The sequence below is a fragment of the Burkholderia sp. 28_3 genome (genome assembly GCF_003253915.1).
In the GTDB taxonomy this organism is placed as follows: Bacteria; Pseudomonadota; Gammaproteobacteria; order Burkholderiales; family Burkholderiaceae; genus Burkholderia; species Burkholderia cenocepacia.
In genome coordinates, this window is record NZ_QKZF01000010.1 from 155,644 (window position 1) to 173,093 (window position 17,450).

Annotated in this window: 20 protein-coding genes; 5 read left to right on the top strand and 15 right to left on the bottom strand. The window is 68.2% G+C overall.

Going from position 1 to position 17,450, the window contains the following annotated elements; genetic code table 11:
• Positions 1-9: 9 nt before the first annotated feature.
• The 6 genes from DFS13_RS21735 to DFS13_RS21755 form a co-directional block, all read right to left on the bottom strand.
• Positions 10-243, bottom strand: a complete 234-nt coding sequence (locus tag DFS13_RS21735) for a hypothetical protein (protein ID WP_006487081.1) — start codon at positions 241-243, stop codon at positions 10-12.
• A 335-nt stretch (positions 244-578) separates the two neighbouring features.
• Entirely contained in the window at positions 579-1,415 is an 837-nt protein-coding gene (locus tag DFS13_RS21740; protein ID WP_006487082.1) for a bifunctional allantoicase/(S)-ureidoglycine aminohydrolase, read from the bottom strand.
• Positions 1,416-2,257: 842 nt separating this feature from the next.
• Positions 2,258-2,695, bottom strand: coding sequence for a hypothetical protein (locus DFS13_RS21745; protein ID WP_006496212.1), 438 nt, complete (start codon positions 2,693-2,695; stop codon positions 2,258-2,260).
• Positions 2,696-3,072: 377 nt separating this feature from the next.
• Complete coding sequence (locus DFS13_RS21750; RefSeq protein WP_034203200.1) at positions 3,073-3,732, bottom strand: isoprenylcysteine carboxylmethyltransferase family protein; 660 nt, start codon at positions 3,730-3,732, stop codon at positions 3,073-3,075.
• Between the two features lie 162 nt (positions 3,733-3,894).
• Positions 3,895-4,065 (bottom strand): hypothetical protein, encoded by a 171-nt coding sequence (locus DFS13_RS40360; protein ID WP_166677921.1) that lies wholly within the window; start codon positions 4,063-4,065, stop codon positions 3,895-3,897.
• A gap of 253 nt (positions 4,066-4,318) precedes the next feature.
• Positions 4,319-4,738: an HIT family protein gene (locus tag DFS13_RS21755; protein ID WP_006485763.1), complete on the bottom strand. Its 420-nt coding sequence runs from the start codon at positions 4,736-4,738 to the stop codon at positions 4,319-4,321.
• Positions 4,739-4,980: 242 nt separating this feature from the next.
• On the opposite strand from DFS13_RS21755, the gene DFS13_RS21760 reads away from it, so the two are divergent.
• On the top strand, positions 4,981-6,402 hold the full coding sequence (locus DFS13_RS21760) for a serine hydrolase (RefSeq protein ID WP_111442111.1): 1,422 nt from the start codon (positions 4,981-4,983) through the stop codon (positions 6,400-6,402).
• A 78-nt stretch (positions 6,403-6,480) separates the two neighbouring features.
• Here the strand turns inward: DFS13_RS21760 and DFS13_RS21765 are convergent, their stop codons facing one another.
• From DFS13_RS21765 to DFS13_RS21790, 6 genes are all read right to left on the bottom strand, one after another.
• The gene (locus DFS13_RS21765; protein ID WP_111442112.1) at positions 6,481-7,104 is read right to left on the bottom strand and encodes a glutathione S-transferase family protein; all 624 of its coding nucleotides are present in this window, start codon (positions 7,102-7,104) and stop codon (positions 6,481-6,483) included.
• Positions 7,105-7,176: 72 nt separating this feature from the next.
• Positions 7,177-8,676 carry a TIGR01777 family oxidoreductase gene (locus tag DFS13_RS21770; RefSeq protein WP_006485764.1) on the bottom strand — a complete coding sequence of 500 codons (1,500 nt, stop codon included), beginning with the start codon at positions 8,674-8,676 and terminating at the stop codon, positions 7,177-7,179.
• Complete coding sequence (locus tag DFS13_RS21775; RefSeq protein ID WP_058902398.1) at positions 8,673-9,542, bottom strand: thiol-disulfide oxidoreductase DCC family protein; 870 nt, start codon at positions 9,540-9,542, stop codon at positions 8,673-8,675. Before DFS13_RS21775 ends, DFS13_RS21770 begins: the two co-directional genes overlap by 4 nt.
• A gap of 93 nt (positions 9,543-9,635) precedes the next feature.
• Positions 9,636-10,106, bottom strand: coding sequence for a DUF2269 domain-containing protein (locus DFS13_RS21780; RefSeq protein ID WP_006485758.1), 471 nt, complete (start codon positions 10,104-10,106; stop codon positions 9,636-9,638).
• Positions 10,103-11,422 carry an SDR family oxidoreductase gene (locus DFS13_RS21785; protein ID WP_111442113.1) on the bottom strand — a complete coding sequence of 440 codons (1,320 nt, stop codon included), beginning with the start codon at positions 11,420-11,422 and terminating at the stop codon, positions 10,103-10,105. Before DFS13_RS21785 ends, DFS13_RS21780 begins: the two co-directional genes overlap by 4 nt.
• Positions 11,423-11,510: 88 nt before the next feature.
• A complete protein-coding gene (locus DFS13_RS21790; RefSeq protein ID WP_006480371.1) occupies positions 11,511-12,044 on the bottom strand; it encodes a GbsR/MarR family transcriptional regulator in 534 nt (177 codons plus the stop codon).
• A 167-nt stretch (positions 12,045-12,211) separates the two neighbouring features.
• Between DFS13_RS21790 and fabV the strand changes: the two genes are divergently transcribed.
• Positions 12,212-13,414: an enoyl-ACP reductase FabV gene (gene fabV, locus DFS13_RS21795; RefSeq protein WP_006483953.1), complete on the top strand. Its 1,203-nt coding sequence runs from the start codon at positions 12,212-12,214 to the stop codon at positions 13,412-13,414.
• Between the two features lie 60 nt (positions 13,415-13,474).
• Here fabV and DFS13_RS21800 read toward each other — a convergent pair whose 3' ends face one another.
• Positions 13,475-14,179 (bottom strand): SDR family oxidoreductase, encoded by a 705-nt coding sequence (locus tag DFS13_RS21800; RefSeq protein WP_060265502.1) that lies wholly within the window; start codon positions 14,177-14,179, stop codon positions 13,475-13,477.
• A gap of 312 nt (positions 14,180-14,491) precedes the next feature.
• Between DFS13_RS21800 and DFS13_RS21805 the strand changes: the two genes are divergently transcribed.
• The gene (locus tag DFS13_RS21805) at positions 14,492-15,076 is read left to right on the top strand and encodes a TetR/AcrR family transcriptional regulator (RefSeq protein WP_006496201.1); all 585 of its coding nucleotides are present in this window, start codon (positions 14,492-14,494) and stop codon (positions 15,074-15,076) included.
• Between the two features lie 39 nt (positions 15,077-15,115).
• On the opposite strand, the gene DFS13_RS21810 is transcribed toward DFS13_RS21805, so the two are convergent.
• Together DFS13_RS21810 and DFS13_RS21815 are read right to left on the bottom strand one after the other, a co-directional pair.
• Positions 15,116-15,694 carry a membrane protein gene (locus tag DFS13_RS21810; protein ID WP_006496200.1) on the bottom strand — a complete coding sequence of 193 codons (579 nt, stop codon included), beginning with the start codon at positions 15,692-15,694 and terminating at the stop codon, positions 15,116-15,118.
• Positions 15,695-15,855: 161 nt separating this feature from the next.
• Positions 15,856-16,386: a GNAT family N-acetyltransferase gene (locus tag DFS13_RS21815; RefSeq protein WP_006496199.1), complete on the bottom strand. Its 531-nt coding sequence runs from the start codon at positions 16,384-16,386 to the stop codon at positions 15,856-15,858.
• Positions 16,387-16,590: 204 nt separating this feature from the next.
• Between DFS13_RS21815 and DFS13_RS21820 the strand changes: the two genes are divergently transcribed.
• Both DFS13_RS21820 and DFS13_RS21825 read left to right on the top strand, forming a co-directional pair.
• Positions 16,591-16,956, top strand: coding sequence for a helix-turn-helix transcriptional regulator (locus tag DFS13_RS21820; protein WP_048987719.1), 366 nt, complete (start codon positions 16,591-16,593; stop codon positions 16,954-16,956).
• Positions 16,928-17,413 (top strand): SRPBCC family protein, encoded by a 486-nt coding sequence (locus tag DFS13_RS21825; RefSeq protein ID WP_006496197.1) that lies wholly within the window; start codon positions 16,928-16,930, stop codon positions 17,411-17,413. The genes DFS13_RS21820 and DFS13_RS21825 overlap by 29 nt, the downstream gene beginning before the upstream one ends.
• Positions 17,414-17,450: the final 37 nt, after the last annotated feature.

Sequence of the window (17,450 nt, forward strand, 5' to 3'; positions counted from 1 at the left end):
GCGTAGCCTTTAGCGGTTACCGTCGATCAGATCGTTCAGCAGCGCATCGAACGCGGCCTGTGCGTCTTCAAGTTCCTGCAGGGCAGCATCAAAGGTTTGCAGCGCGAACGGCGAAGGCTCGCCGCTGCCTTGCGGCGGAAATTGCTTCTGCATCGAGGCGAACGTACTCTGCACGCGCAGCGTGGCGGCCACCATGCGCTCCATCGCCTCGGTTTCTTCGGCTCGGGCCTGTTCCGGATTCATTCCTCTCTCCTTGGATGGTTTTCTTGAAGACCAGATCGTACACGCTGTGTCCGTTCTTGCCGCCCTTGGCAGAACGACTCCGTTGAAGGTTCCAACGGCACCCTGCGGGAGAAGCGATTTAATCGGGAATGATTCCGCAGTCGCGCCGAGGCCAAGATACTCGTCGAGCGTGGCTATAAAATCCCGCCGCAGGTGGCAACGATTGGCCGCTTTGGATAAAATCTGAAGGGCCGTTCCGGGTCGCCACCCGACATCCAAGGAAACCCGCGCGGAACCCCGAAAAAAAACCCGCCGGCTCACACCAGCGGGTTTTCATATCCGACTTGCGCGACGCTTCAGCGCGCCGGGTTCAGCGTCAGGTTCATGTGACGGTTCACATCCTTGTACAGCAGATAACGGAACCGGCCAGGCCCACCCGAATAGCAAGCCTGCGGGCAGAACGCGCGCAGCCACATGAAGTCGCCGGCTTCCACCTCGACCCAGTCCTGATTCAGCCGATAAACAGCCTTGCCTTCCAGCACGTACAGGCCATGCTCCATCACGTGCGTTTCAGCGAACGGAATCACGCCGCCCGGCTCGAACGTCACGATGTTCACGTGCATGTCGTGACGCATGTCGCTCATGTCGACGAAGCGCGTCGTCACCCATGCGCCGTTGGTGCCCGGCATCGGGATCGGCTCGACGTCCTGCTCGTTGGTCACGAACGCTTCCGGCAACGGAATGCCGTCGACCGCCTGATAGTGCTTGCGCACCCAGTGGAAACGCACCGCGGCATCGCTGACGTTGTGCAGCGTCCAGTCCGCGCCCGGCGGGATGAACGCATAGCCGCCCGGCTTCAGCGTGTGCTTCTGGCCCTGCAGCGTCAGCTCGGCTTCGCCTTCGACGACGAACAGCACGGCTTCGGCGTTCTTGTCCTGCTCGGGCTTGTCGCTGCCGCCGCCCGGATTCACTTCGACGATGTACTGCGAGAAGGTTTCCGCGAAACCCGACAGCGGGCGCGCGATCACCCACAGGCGCGTGTGCGTCCAGAACGGCAGCCAGCTCGTGACGATGTCGCGCATCACACCCTTCGGGATCACCGCGTACGCCTCGGTGAACATCGCGCGATCGGTCAGCAGATCCGTCTGCGGCGGGTGGCCGCCATGCGGCGCGTAATACGTTGTCTTAGACATATTGCATCCAGGCAATGGGTTGGTCCGGCCCCGGGCGCAAACGGCATCGGGCGGTCCGCATGCGCGTGGGGCACGCATGCGGGGCGGGACATCGTTGCCGGGGTGGCTTGAAGGCGCATGCGCCTTCGGTCGGTCGGCCAGGCTTCGCGTCGGGTCCGTCCGGTTCATCGGACGCGGCGGGCCGGCGGCCGGGCCGCGGCGCTCGCGATCATGCGGCGAGGCGCGGACAGCGGCACGGTTCGACTCCGTACGCGAGCATCGCCGACGATAGCGAAGTCGATCTCGATCGACCAATTAAATGTTGCGATGACATCCATTCGATTTCCCACTACCCGCCGCCGCCCGCGACGCGCGGTCGGGAGGCGTTGCGGAGCATGCCGACCATCAGGGAAATCCTGACGGTTGCGCGGTGCGCGCGATGCGTCCGTACCCGGCAATACGGCGTACCCATGCGCAATTCAACACGTCCCGTTAAGCGGATCGAGGGCGATCGACAAGCGCGCGACAGCGGATCGCTGCAGCAGGGTCGCGGGATACGCTCACGTCAGGCTGGAACGAGCCGACGCGGCGAACGGAAAGCAGAGGACATTCGGCCCATCCCGTCCGGGCACATTCATGCGCGGGACGCGATGTCGTCGACAAGCGAAATGGGGGAAACGGCGGGAGGAGGATGGCCGGCCCGTCGATCGGGCCCATGGCAGTGGCTGATTGAAGCCGGAGGCGCATCGCCGGTCTGGCCGGCGAAGCGGCCCGGCAGGCTGCCGGGCTGAGGTTCGCGTCGAAGTCCCGACGCCGTCGGCGCGCCGGTGCGCGGATCGCGCACCGTGCCGCGCCAGCAGCGATCAGTCCCAGTCGCGGTGGTGACGGTGCTTGCGGTGACGGTAGCCGCGGTCGCCGTGATCGCGATCGTACGAGCTGCGCGACATGTTGCCGCCGAGCGCCGCGCCGGCGCCGCCGCCGACCGCCGCACCCAGCAGGCCGCCCGTGCGGCCGCCCATCGCGTTGCCGGCCGCGGTACCCGCGCCGCCGCCGAGGGCGCCGCCGATGATCGCGCCGGTGCGCTCGCGACGGTTCGACGTCACCGCGCCGCCGGCGCCGCCGCCGATCGCGCCGCCGATGACGGAGCCCGTGCTGCCGCCGACCGCGCCGCCGACCGCTGCGCCGGCAACCCCGCCGAGCGCGCCGCCGAGCGCGTTGTTCAAGTCACCGGCCATTGCCGGCAGTGCAGTCGCGCCGGTCAACGCGGCGACGACGAGAGCGGGGGCGATTTTCTTCCACATTCCCGTATTCTTCCTTGTTCGCAATTCTGGTTATCGAGGTCCGCTCGGTACGACGATCTGAATCGATCGACGTCGGGCCAGACATTGTGCCGAACCGCGGACCAATTCATTTCAATGAGCTTGCGGCGAAGAATAGCACCGGTCCCGCATCCTTGCCGTGGACATTGTGGTAACAAGTTGTTTACGAATCACAGACATTCAACGGGGCCGTAGAATCCGGCTGAAACCCTTGCCGGCATTGGCTCCCGCATCGGTCCGACCCCACGTTGCGGCGCGCCGGTCATGCACGCGATCGCACGCTCGAGACACACGTGGCAACACATCTGCACACGCCGGTAACGGGCATCCGGACGACGGTCGGGGAAAAGATGACGGGGTCAGTACACGCCGGGCAGCAACCGCCACGTCCGCGCGCAATACGCGTCGTATTCGGCGCCGAATTGCGAACGCAGCAATGCCTCCTCCGAACGGATTCGCGCGACGAGCGGCACGAGCGTCAGCACGACCAGCAGCACGCCGACGCTCGAGCGGAACACCAGCGCCCAGCCGAGCGAATTGACGACCAGGCCGAGATAACTCGGATTGCGGATGCGGCTGTAGATGCCGCCGGTCACGAGCGTATGGCCTGGCTGGATCGCGACGAGCCCACTGAAGCGCTTGCCGAGCACGAATACGGGCCATATGCGCAGCACGCCGCCCACGAGGTACAGCCCGACGCCGATCCAGCGCACCGTGTCGCCACCGAAGGTCCAGATGTCGAGGCGGTCGGTCAGCGCCGGCAGGTATGCGAGCAGGAAGCCGCTCACCGCGAACGCCGCGAGCACCCAGCGGTTGTCGCGGTTCTCGCGTTCGCCGCTGCTCAGGTTGCCTTCGGTGAACAGGGCGGCGACGGCCATCGCGAGTGTCGCGATCGCCACGACGGTTGACTGAGGATGCGAGAAGAACGCAGCGAACCCGCCGCTGCCGAGCACGGCGAGCCCGAGATAGACGAGCGTGGCGACGCCCGACAGGACGACGACCTTGGGGGTAACTGTCATGACGGCCTCGCGAGGATGCGCTTTCCTGTGAAGTATAGGAACCGCGCACCCCGGGCGCCGTGCGCCGCCTTCATGCGGCGCGTGAATTCGCGCGCATCGTCCAGCTAACGGCGGCCGACCGGGCCGGTGCGGCCGGGCCCGGAGCCGAGGCCCGAAGCCGGATCAGCGGATGCGGAAGTTGCCGCCGATGCCGACGCTCACCGGCGGTGCGTAATACGCGGGCGCATAGCCGTAACCGTAGTAGGCCGGCGCGGGCGCGTAGCCGTACGGCGGCGCGACGTAGCAGCCGGACAGGCCGCCGATCAGGGCAAGCGTGATAACAAGTCTGGACATGGCTCGATTCCCGGCGAGAAAGACGCATGGCACCTCGCGAAGGCCGCGCCGCCGCACCACGCGGCGGCCGGCATGAAGAGGCGATCCGCCCTTCCTGTCGCTCGATGAAACAATGCGCGGAGTCTAGCGCCGGGCCTGGCCGGACGAGTTTCCCGGGCGGTTACACGTGTTACCTCGTGTGACCGCTGAAACAGGCCCGGTCGGCGCAGCGGCCCGCTAGTGGGCGGCCGCCGCGCCGAGGGCAATCACGCTGTTACACGAAGCGGGCCCGGATGCGCTGCGCGAGCGCTTCGAGCGTCGCCGCGTCGGCAACGTCGCGCGCATGCATCCGCAGCTCGGCGCCTTCCCAGCGCGGAATCACGTGGAAATGGACATGCGGGACCGTCTGCCCGGCTGCCGCGCCGTTGAACTGGCCGATGAACACGCCGTCCGGCTCGAGCGCCGCGCGCACCGCCGCCGCGACGCGCTGCGTCATGCGGATGCCGGCCGCGGCCGCGTCGCCGGACAGCTCGAAGATCTGCGCGGCCGGCTCCTTCGGGATCACGAGCACGTGGCCGTCGGCCTGCGGCATCAGGTCCATGATCGCGAGCGTCGCGTCGTCTTCGGCGACCTTCACGCACGGCAGTTCGCCGCGCAGGATTTTGGCGAACGGGTTGTTGTTGTCGTAGGACATGGCGTTTTCCGATCTCGGTTGGACAATGGGACTGGGAGAGCAATGCCGGACGATTATCGGCCGATGGCCGGCCCGATATCAACTCGCCCCGACGCGCGCCGCCGGCCGCCCCGTCGGCACGCGGCAGCGCGCACGCATGCGGCCGTCATCGCGCGTCACGCGGCGGCGATTGCAACGCGTCGCCCGAACCTGCGACACTGCCGGATCGTTGCCGGCCGGCACGCCACCGAGGACGCTCGCGCATGACGATCCCCCTCAAGAAACTGATGCTGCGCGGTGTCGCGCTCGCGCTCGTTGCCGCGATCGGCTACACGGCCTACATGCTGTACCGGCTCGCGCCGATCGCGACCGGCTATGCGGCGAAGGCGCTGTGTTCCGGCGTGTTCGTGTCGGGGCGCCCGGCCGCGTCCGTGATCGACGTCGACATCATGGCCGGCGTCCATCCGCTGCTGAAACTGGTGCGCCCGTCGCTCGATCCCGACCATCATCGCGCGGTGGCGACGTTCGCCGGCTTCGCCGAACGCGAAGCCGACTTCCGGCCCGGGCTCGGCTGCACGCTCGCGGTCGGGCCCCCGACCGGCTCGGCGGCGGCCACCTTGCCTGCCGGGTTGCCGCCCCTCCCCGATCCACCGCCCGCGCAACCCGATCCGCCCGCACCGGCCACACCGCCCGCCGGCATCGACGCACACCTGTTGCAAACCGCCATCGACCGCGCGTTCGACGAACCCGATCCGGCGCGGCCGCGCCGCACGCGCGCGGTCGTCGTGATGTGGCGCGGCCAGGTGATCGCCGAACGCTATGCGCCCGGCTTCACGGCCGACACGCCGCTGCCCGGCTGGTCGATGACGAAGACCGTCACGGCCGCGCTGGTCGGCGCGCTGGTCGCGCAGCACAAGCTGTCGCCGGACGCGTCGGCGCTGCTGCCCGAATGGCGCGGCAGCGGCGATCCGCGCGCGGCCATCACACTCGACGAGCTGCTGCGGATGACGAGCGGCCTGCAATTCAACGAGGACTACGACGACCCGCTGTCCGACGTCGCGGTGATGCTGTTCACGCAGCCCGATACCGCGCGGTTCGCGTCGGCGAAGCCGCTGGTCGCGACGCCCGGCACGCAATGGTCGTACTCGAGCGGCACGAGCGCGATCGTCGCGCGCGTGATGCGCGAGGCGCTGGGCGGCAACGCCGGCGACTACCTCGCGTTGCCGCGCCGCGCGCTGTTCGCGCCGCTCGGGATGCGCAGCGCGGTGTTCGAGCCCGACGCGTCCGGCACGCTCGTCAGCGCGTCGTACATGTATGCGAGCGCACGCGACTGGGCGCGCTTCGGCCAGCTTCTGCTGCAGGACGGCGTGTGGAACGGGCAGCGGCTGCTGCCGGAAGGGTGGGTGCGCTACCTGACGCGCGCGACGCCGCAATCGTCGCGGCAGGAATTCGGCGCGCAGCTGTGGGTCAAGGTGCCGGAGCCGTTCAACGATCGCGATCCGCACGCACGCGCGATGCCGGCCGACGCGTTTCATGCGGTCGGCCACGAAGGCCAGTTCGTGAGCGTGGTGCCGAGCCGTCAGCTGGTGGTCGTGCGGCTCGGGCTGTCGCGGCCGGAAGCCGCGTGGAATCACGAGGCGTTTCTCGCGCGCGTGCTCGACGCGGTGCCGGCGCCCGGTGCGTGACGACGGGCCGGTGCCCGCCGGATGCGATGAAGCGCCGCCCGCGACGGCGCCGCCGCATCACGCGCTACGGGCACAGCATTACGGATTCGCGCTGCCGCCGTATTGCTTGAAACCTTCGCGCGTCGCGAGACGTTCGATATAGCGCGACACCGCCGGCAATCCGGGATGCTCGAACGGCGTGCCGAACCAGCGGTTCACCGACAGGCCGATCGGGATATCCGCGAGCGTGAAGGTGTTGCCGGCCACGTACGCGCCGGTCTTGTCGAGTTGCGCATTCAGCACGTGCATGTGCTTCGTCCAGCCCGCGATCGACTGCGCGATGCCGTCCGGATCCTGGTGATCGGGCGATTTGCGCACGAGGCCGAGGAAAGCGCCGACCCACGAGCGGTTCAGATCCGCGCCCTGCCAGTCGATCCACTGGTCGACCCGCGCACGCGCCTGCGGCTCGGCCGGATACAGCGCATCGCCGCCGTAGCGGTTCGCGAGGTAGCGGATGATCGTGTTCGATTCCCAGAGCACGAAGTCGTCATCCTCGATGACGGGCACGAGCGCGTTCGGATTCAGCGCGAGATAGGCCGGATCGTGGGTCGTGCGAAAGCCCGCGCCCCAGTCTTCCTGTTCGAACGGCAGGTTCAGTTCGGTGCACAGCCACAGCACCTTGCGGACGTTGATGGACGGAATCTTGCCGAGGATGCGCAGCATGCAGTCTCCTTGTGAGGTCGGGTGCGGAGCATTCGGGGCGCGCGACACGCGCCGAACGCATTCACGCCGAATTTATACACGACCTCGCGGGAAACGGCAGGCCGCGTGCGCGAAATCGGTGTGCGGCCGATTCGTCAGGTCGCGCAGCGCATGCTCGGCCGTCGGGAAGCGGAACATGAATCCGTCCTGATGCAGCCGTGCGGGCACTACGCGCTGCCCGTCCAGCAGCAGCTCGGCCATCTCGCCCATCGCGGCACGCAGCGGCGCGGCCGGCACGTGCAGCCACGCGCGGCGGCGCAGCACCTTCGACACGATCTGCACGAACGCGCGCTGGGTCAGCGGCACCGGTGCGACCGCGTTGTAGACGCCGTGCATGCCCGCCTGCGACATCGCGCGCGCCACGATCCGCAGCACGTCGTCGCGGTGAATCCAGCTCAGCACTTGCGCGCCGTCGCCGAATCGGCCACCCAGCCCGAAGTAATGCGGCAGCAGCATCGGGCGCAACGCGCCGCCCGGGCCGAACACGACGCCCAGCCGCAGCACCACCGCACGCACGCCGTGGCGTGCGAGCGGCGCGGCGGCCGCCTCCCACTGCCGGCACAGCGCCGACATGAAGCCGGTGCCCGCGCCGCTACGCTCGTCGAGCCGTTCGTCGCCCGGCCGCACGCCGTAGTAGCCGATCGCGGACGCCTGGATCCACGTGCGCGGCTTGGCCTCGGCGGTTTCGACCCAGCGCATCAGCGCCTGCGTGACGCCGACGCGGCTGGCGAGCAGCAGCGCCTGCCGGCGCTTGCTCCAGCGTGCACCCAGCACCGGCGCGCCGGCGAGATTGATCACCGTGTCGAAGCGCGCGTGCGGCTGCAACTGTTCGACGGACGTCACGCTGCGCACGCGCCCCTGAAACAGGTAGGCGGCGCGCAGCGGATCGCGCGCCAGCAACGTGACCGTATGTCCTGCGTCGAGCAACTGGTTCACCAGCGTTTCGCCGATGAAGCCGGTCCCGCCGGTGACCAGCACGTTGCCGGGCCGCTGCCCGGCGAACGGGTTGGCGGCCGGCGCGCGCGGCGCGACGCGGCACGCGGCGATCCCGTCGCGCACGCCCGACACCGTCACGCCGACGGCAAACAGGCTGAGCAGCCAGCCGCGCCAGCCGGGATCGATCGGCTGCAGCGCGGTCGGCTCGTGCGCCCACGCGGACAGCTGCATCGCGACCATCCCGAACAACGCGCCGCCGTTGACGGCCAGCAGCGTGTGCAGCACGCGCTCGGTCGCCGGCAGCTTGCGGCTCCGGTCCTCGACGACGAAATCCCACAACGTCAGCCCCACTTCGACGAGCACGACCGCCGCGACGGCCGCGACCCACGCGCCGTGAAACGCGACGTTCGCGATCGAGGCGAACACGAGCCCGTACAGCACGGACCGCACCGCATGAATCGCCAGCTCGAGCCGCGCACGCGGGCGGTGCGGCAGGTCCTGCGTGAGTTCGTGGTGATAAAGCGTATCGAATGCGCCCATCGCGCCCTGCACGATCAGCAGGTTGAGCGCCCAGTCGAAAGCCGGCAACGTGTTCATGCGGTATCCCTCCTCCACAGCCAGGCCAGCGGCGGCACCATCGCGACGAGCGCGGCAACGTCGATCGCCACGTGCCCCCACACCTGCGCCTGCCACGACAACAGCATGTCCTGCGGCGCCCAGATCAACAGGCCGGCCAGCAACCAGCCCCACGCTTCCCGCTTCCGCAAGCGGTTGCCGAGATGGACGAGCGCGAGCATCCAGACCGCCGCGCATTGCACCGTCGCGGCGATCAGCGACAACCACCACACCTGCTGGACACGCGCGGCCTCGGGTGCGGTTCCCGTCCAGAAATGCCGCTCGATCTCCCGGTGATACGCGTCGAGCCACGATGCGCCGGCAATCCACGGCATCACCACGCCGACGAGCAGGTGAACGAGCGCCGCTGCGTACATCCAGCTCACGACGATACGGCGCGGGGTATCGCGCGGCGGGCGATTCGCTGCTGCACTATCGGAATCCCGGCCGATGCTGCACGCGCCGCCTTCGCTGCAGGCTTGCGAGCGATATCCGAGCCAGTGCGACACGGCATGCCGATTGCGCGCCAGGCGGCGATACAGCAACGCGAACCCGGCACGCATCGCCGGCATGCGAAGCAGCCAGACTCGCCCGCGGCGCCCGACCAGCGCATACGCCGCGACGATGCTGTCGATGCCGGTCAGCATGCGTCCGTCGGGCAGGCGCGCATGCAGTTCGCGATTCAACGCGGGCAGGTCGACGCCGAGCGGCGCCGGATCGAAACCCGGCCCGGCGATATCGACGAACGCCAGCCGGTGTCGCGTGTCGCGAGCGCCGAGACGCCGGATTTCAGCGACACATAGCGGACATCGTCCGTCGAAGTACAGAACCAATTCACTCGAACCCATGCTTTGCACTCCTTCTCGTTATCGCCAGCATCATGAATCGATCGATGGCCTGCTTTCCCGCATACGCCGCCACACCGCGCGATGGCCACGGACTTACATCGGCTTGACCACCATCAGGAAGTAGACGGTCAGCATCGCGAAAAAGGCCGGATAACCGAGCCGTTCCCAGCGCTTCGCATAGCGCCAGTAGCGCTCCGGCAACGCGGCGTCGCCGTTCGCGTGCGCGAGCTTCGCCATCGATGCGAGTTCGAGCTGCAGCCACACGACCGGCAGCCAGCACGCCCCGGCGACCGCGTACAGCACGATCGACGCGAGCAGCCACGGCGCATGCCACGGCCAGCCGGCCGTGTGCGCGAGCCACAGCCCGGACGCCGGCTGGAAGATCACGGCCGGCGTCGTGAACCACCAGTCCGCGCGCACCACGAGTCGCGACACGGCCGCGATCGCGGGCACCGACCGCGTGCGGTTCGCGAAGAACAGGTAGAACGCGGTGCCGAAGCCCGTACCGACCAGCAGCACCGACGACAGGATGTGAAGCGCCTTGACGACGAGATAGGTATTCATGCGTGTTCTTCTTCTGAAAACAGGATCAACAGGATCGCGAGAATCGGCACGTTCTTCAGCACGGGGCCGAACGGTTCGGCCAGCAGGCCGGGCATCGTGACCGCGATGACCGCCGAATACGCGACGATCAGCGCCGCTTGCGCGACCCACAGGCGCCGCGACGGCGCGACGACGGTCGCGACGCCGAACGCGAAGTCCAGCGCGCTGGCCGCGTAGAGCGCGATCAGCGCGGGCAGCCCCGTGACGTGCGCGGGCGCCAGCAGCGCGAGGCTCGCGTGCACTGGATGGATGAATGCGCTGGCGATCGCCGTCCAGATCCACACGATCGCGAGCGCGCCGAGCAGCAACGGGCGTCGCCACATCGCGAGCGCGTCGCGGCGCAGCGTGGCGGCATCCGCGCCGATGAAACTGCCGATGCCGCGCGGCGGCCGGCCCAGCACCGCCGCGGTGGCCGCCGGATCGCCGGTGTTGCCGGCGCGCAGCATCGTCCACGTGTCGCGCGTCAGCATCGCCCCCGGCCACGCGCCGAACAGTGCGGCCGCCGCGCCGACCAGCGCGCCGGGCAGCGTCACGCGCGCCGCCGGCGGAAATCCGAGCGCGGCACGGTAGCCGGCCAGCATCTCGCGGTATTCGACTTCGTCGCCGCCGACCACGTCGATCACGCGGCTGCCCGTCGCCGGCGAATCGCCCGCCTGCACGACGAGCCGCGCGACGACTTCGGCAAGATCGTCGACATGCACGGGGCGCAGCCGCTGATGGCCGCCCGCCGGCAACCCGTGCACGGGCAGGCTCGCGAGCATCCGGAAAAACCGCGCGGAGGCACCGGCCGCCCCGTAGACGAGCGCGGGGCGCACGATGCGGAAGTCGATCGGCAGCGTCTGCAGGAAACGGTCGGCCACGTGCTTGCTCGCGAAGTACCGCGTATCGCCGCGCTCGACGCCGAGCGCCGAAATCTGGATCACGCGCCGCACGCCCGCACGGCAACACGCGGTAAAGAGCGCGCACGGCGCGGCGCGATGCACGGCGTCGAGCGTCGCGCCGCGTCGATCGGCCAGCATGCCGACCGCATTGATCACCACGTCGACGCCGTTCAGCCGCGCGAGCCACGCTTGCGGATCGACGTCTCGCGCGAAGTCGATCGCGACGTCGTACGGGCCGGCGGCGTGACGCACGCCGCGCAGTACGCGATGCCCGCCGGCTTCGAGCTGCGCGCACAGAGCCCGACCGATGAAGCCGTTCGCGCCGCAGACGAGCACGGTCATGCCCGGTGCGCCGGTGCGCTCGGGCTGACGGGTCGACGGCAAGGCTGCGTTCATATCCATCCTTTATTTACAGTTATTTCTGTACAGACAGAAATAACAACCCCGAAAAAAGCGGGCTGCGTGCCCGCTCTCCCGTTACCGCTTACTTCGACGGCTTGCGCCTGACCGTCTGGCTGATCTTCGCGCCGATGCCCAGCGCCTTCATCAGCGTATCGGGCTTGAGCCGCAACATCTCGTCCGACCAGGTCGTGAGCGTCTCGACGAACTGCAGCGTGTCGCGAATGCGCTGTTCGGTCTCGCGGCTCTCGTTCGCGATCTCCGGATTCGTCAGGCAATCGCGCAGCACCGTGAGCGTCGGCTCGATCTCGCGCTGCCGCCGCCCTTCGACGATCAGCTTGAACAGTTCCCAGATGTCGGTCGACGTCTCGAAGTGGTCGCGGCGATCGCCGAGCACGTGCACGACCTTCGCGAGCCGCCACGCCTGCAGCTCCTTCAGGCTCGTGCTGACGTTGGAGCGCGCGACGTTGAGCGTCTCGGCGATCTCGTCGGCGGCCACCGGCCTTCCGGCCAGGTAGAGCAGCGCGTGAATCTGCGAGACGGTGCGGTTGACGCCCCACCGCGAGCCCATTTCGCCCCAGTGGAGAATGAATCGTTCGGCAATCGGTGTGAGTTCCATGGTGGGGAATTTAGTTTTTTCAGTTATTTCTGTCAAGAGAGAAATATCCGGGCGGTCCGGCACCTTCCGGCCGCGCCCGCCCGCGATCAGCCGCTTCCTTTACAATGCGCGGGATTTTTCCGATTTCAGGCCGTCCCCGCCTTTCCGATAGATAGACAGAGGTTTCCATGATCATCAAACCGCGCGTGCGTGGCTTCATCTGCGTGACGACTCATCCCGTCGGCTGCGAAGCCAACGTCAAGGAACAGATCGACTACGTGACTTCGCACGGCCCGATCGCCAATGGCCCGAAAAAGGTGCTCGTGATCGGCGCGTCGACCGGCTACGGCCTCGCCGCCCGGATCTCGGCCGCATTCGGCTCGGGCGCGGACACGCTCGGCGTGTTCTTCGAGCGTGCCGGCAGCGAGACGAAGCCGGGCACGGCCGGCTGGTACAACAGCGCCGCGTTCGAGAAATTCGCCACGGAAAAGGGGCTGTATGCGCGCAGCATCAACGGCGACGCGTTCTCCGACAAGGTCAAGCAGGTCACGATCGACACCATCAAGCAGGATCTCGGCAAGGTCGATCTGGTCGTCTACAGCCTCGCGGCGCCGCGCCGCACGCATCCGAAGACGGGCGAAACCATCAGCTCGACGCTCAAGCCGGTCGGCAAGGCCGTCACGTTCCGCGGCCTCGACACCGACAAGGAAGTGATCCGCGAAGTCTCGCTCGAACCGGCGACGCAGGAAGAGATCGACGGCACCGTCGCGGTGATGGGCGGCGAGGACTGGCAGATGTGGATCGACGCGCTGGCCGACGCCGGCGTGCTGGCCGACGGCGCGAAGACCACCGCGTTCACGTACCTCGGCGAGCAGATCACGCACGACATCTACTGGAACGGCTCGATCGGCGAAGCGAAGAAGGATCTCGACAAGAAGGTGCTGTCGATCCGCGACAAGCTGGCCGCGCACGGCGGCGATGCGCGCGTGTCGGTGCTGAAGGCCGTCGTCACGCAGGCCAGCTCGGCGATCCCGATGATGCCGCTGTACCTGTCGCTGCTGTTCAAGGTGATGAAGGAAAAGGGCACGCACGAAGGCTGCATCGAGCAGGTGTACGGGCTCCTGAAGGACAGCCTGTACGGCGCGACGCCGCACGTCGACGAAGAAGGCCGCCTGCGCGCGGACTACAAGGAACTCGATCCGCAAGTGCAGAACCAGGTCGTCGCGATGTGGGACAAGGTCACGAACGAGAACCTGTACGAGATGACGGACTTCGCGGGCTACAAGACCGAGTTCCTGCGCCTGTTCGGCTTCGAGATCGCCGGCGTCGACTACGACGCGGACGTGAACCCGGACGTGAAGATCCCGGGCATCATCGACACGACGGTCTGACGCGTCGACCGCCGCCGCCGCGCTCACCGCGCAGGCGGCGGATGCGCATGACCGGCGCCGTCAACGCGGCGCCGGCTCTTCCAGATAGACGCCCGACGACAACGTGGCCTTCACCTGCCGCGTGAACTCGTCGGTCGACACTTCCTCCGCTCCCGCCTCGATGGCGTCGTACGCCTGGCGCACGACGTCGGCCGGCGTGGCCTTCGGCACGTCGAGGCCGGCCGTCAGGTCGGTATCGATGAAACCGGCGTGCAGCCCGACGACCTGCGTGCGCTGCTCGCGCAGCGAGTGGCGCAGCCCGTTGGTCAACGCCCATGCGGCCGATTTCGATACGCCGTAGCCCGACAGGATCGGCCGGTTCACCCAGCTCGCGACCGACAGGATATTGAGGATCGCGCCGCCGCCGTGGGCCGCCAGGGTTCCCGCAAACGCCCGCGACATCGCGAGCATCCCGAACACGTTGGTTTCGAAGTGATCGCGCAGCGCGTCGGGCGCGCCGTCGTCCGTCAGGCTGCCGAGCCGCGCGATGCCGGCGTTGTTGATCAGCAGCGTGACGTCGCGCGCCGCATCGGCCGCCGCCGCGACCGCCGCCGGATCGGTCACGTCGAGCTTCACGGGCACGACGCCCGGCAGCGTCACGGTGGCCGGGTCGCGCGCCGCCGCATAGACCTTGCGCGCGCCCCTGGCGAGCGCCTGCTTCGAGAATTCGAGCCCCAGCCCGCGGTTCGCGCCCGTCACGAAAACGACTGCACCTTCGATCTTCATGATCGTTCCTTTCGCATGATGAATCGCCTGCACGCCGGCTCGCCGCGCGCATGAGATCCGGTGGAAAACGAGGTTGCCATCGCGTACCGAGCCGCTCGCTGCCGGTTGTTGCCCGCGACGTTAAAGACGCCGACCGATTGCCATCCGCGCCCGGCTTGGCTTTGTGTTGCCCGCCAAGTCGGCTACACTCGATGTCAATGTCGATCACCATTGTCTTTGCGGTGCATTGTGTTCGCGCTACGCGGGTATGTCAATGGCGATCACCATCGTGTTTTTCAATCGACGCGATCGGCAACAATCAGGGAGAGATCGATGGGCGTATCCAGACAGCAGGCTGCCGAGAACCGAAGCGCGATCGTCGCGGCTGCCGAACGGTTGTTCCGCGTGCGCGGCGTCGACGCCGTGGGGCTGACGGAGTTGATGAAGGAAGCCGGCTTCACGCAGGGCGGCTTCTACAACCACTTCAAGTCGAAAGACGCGCTGGTCGCCGAAGTGATGGAAAAGGCGATGCACGACCGCGCGGATTCGCCGAATGCCGGCAGCCTCGACGCGCAGGTGGCCGCGTATCTGTCACCCGCGCATCGCGACAACCTCGAGGCCGGCTGCCCGCTGTCCGGCTTCGCGGGCGATGCGCCGCGGCTGACCGAGACGGCGCGCGCCTGCTACGCGCACGGGCTCGCCGCGTATCTCGATCGACTGGAACGGATGGTGGCGACCGACGGCGCCACGTCGGAGCACACGCGTCGCGACGCGCTGGCGGTCTTCAGCCAGATGGTCGGTGCGCTCGTGCTGTCCCGCGCGATCGCCGGCAGCGATCCCGCGCTGGCCGACGAGATTCTCGACGCGGGGCGGGACGCGCTGACCGGCCGACGCGGCGATCCGGTGACGTCGGCGTAACGGCGCACCCTTCGACGCAGCGCGCTCGCCGCTGCCGCGCTATTCGATCGCCCGCGCGGCATCCCACAGCGGCTGCGCACCGCGCGCCGCATTCCACGCGGCAAACCGCGTGCGCCAAGCCTCGAACGGTTGCGCGAGCGGATGGCGCGGATCGTCGCTGAGCGAATACGCCATCCCTTCGATCAGCCAGCGCGGCTTGGTCACGACGGCCAGGTTGCCCAGTACCTCGGCCTGACGGTGATGGATCAGCTCGTGCGCGAGAAAATAGGTCTGCCAGCCACGCGGTGCGATCACGATGCCGAAATCGCCGAGCGTCAGCGCCGCGCGCGTGCCGAGGCCGAACGCATCGGCGCACGCGCGCGTCGCGCAGAACACGATGCGCGGTACGGCGCGGAACCCGCCGACGGCCGCCGCCGCGCGGGCGGCGCCGTCGCGATAGAGCTGCTGCGCGGCGCCGAGCTTCGCGGCATCGTCCGTGCAGATGTCGGCGCGCGGGCACGACACGCCGGGAACCAGCGCAGGCGCGACGACGCGCAGCGGCTTGACGAGCGCATACGCGGCAATCGGCAGCGCGACGAGCAGGCCCGTGAGGGCGAAAGCGACGTGGGAGCGTTTCATCGAGGCGGCGGTTGCGTGGCGTGTTGTCGGCGTCCTTTGCGAGAACGCGACTATATCGGACCGGGGCTGCCTCCGGTCCTGCTATTCCTGACGGTTGGCTGCCGGGCAAGAAGCGGCTCCCGACACGCCCGGAACGATGCCGCTCAACATGGCGATTGCCGTTACGCGAGCTGCTTGTGGAAAATCGTCGTCGCGCAGAGCGCGCCGTCGGGCATCAGCGCATAGTTCGGCACGACGCCGACACGCTGCCAGCCGGCCCGCTCGTACAGCCGCTCGGCGTCGCCGCCCGTCACCGTGTCGAGCACGAGCACGGTCTTGCCGGCGTCGCGCGCGGCCGCGTCGGCCGCCGCCATCAAGCGCGCGGCGATGCCCTGCCGGCGCGCGTGCCGCGACACGAGCATCTTCGAGATGTCCGCGCGATGCGGCTGGTTTTCGGGCTGCGCGGTCACGACCTGCACGGTGCCGACGATCCGGCCCGATGCATCCTCGGCGACGAGCAGGATGCGCTCGTCGTTCGCAACGCCGTCGGCCACGCGCGTCCAGAACGCGACCGCGGTCGACCGCGCGATCGGCAACATGAAGCTGACGGACGCGCCGCCTTCGACGCAATCGATCAGCACGTCGGCCAGCGCATCGACGCAGGCCATCGCTTCGCTCGCGCCGACGCGGCGGACGGTAACAGGTTCGGTCATGCCATCTCCGGTAATCAGGTGGGCCGCATGTGCGGGTTCGGCATGGGCCGGAATCGGAACGAACGCCGGCCGGGCGTCGAGGCTCGCGCGACGACGGCAGACGTCCGGCGACGCAGCGCCCGATCGGCGCGCGTTACCGCCCCATCATCGTACGTGACGAAAATTTTCGCTGCAGCGTTTCCCGCATCGTCTACACTTAGCCAAATGGATAACTTTCAATCCGGCATCAGCGACGTCTTTCATGCGCTCGCCGATCCGACGCGCTGCGCGATCGTCAGCGCGCTCGGCCAGGGCGAGCGCACGGTCTCCGCGCTGGCCGCGCCGTTCGACATGGCGCTGCCGTCGTTCATGAAGCACGTTGCCGTGCTCGAGCGCAGCGGCCTCGTGGAAACCCGCAAAACCGGCCGCTCGCGCACCTGCGCGCTGGTCGGCAGCCGGCTGACCGAGGCCGAGGCGTGGCTCGCCGCGCAACGCGCGCAGTGGGAAGCGCGATCCGATCGTCTCGTCGAATTCGTCGAACGCCGTCACCAGGAGGAGCAAGATGTCAGCCAGCCACGTCGAACCCGCTGAAGCCCACGACCTCGTCATCACGCGTACGTTGCGCGCGCCGCGCCAGGCGCTGTGGCGCGCATGGACCGACCCCGATCTGCTGAAGGAATGGTGGTGCCCGAAACCGTGGACCACCGAGGTGCGCGCGTTCGACCTGCTGCCGGGCGGCGCCTTCCATACGTTCATGCGCGGCCCCGACGGCGGCACGAGCGACAATCCCGGCTGCTTCCTCGAAATCGTGCCGGAATCGCGCATCGCGTTCACGTCGATGCTCACGGGCGGCTGGCGGCCGCAGGCGCCGTGGATGGGCTTCACGGCGATCATCACGATGGCCGACGACGACGCGGGCAGCCGCTACGAGGCGCGCGTGATGCATCCCGACGCGGCGACGCGCGAGCGCCACGAAGCACTCGGCTTTTTCGAGGGCTGGAACACCTGCATCACGCAGCTCGACGCCTTCGCCGCGACCCTGCGCTGAACGCCGTCTCGCGTGCGGTCATTGCATGCCGCCGCGC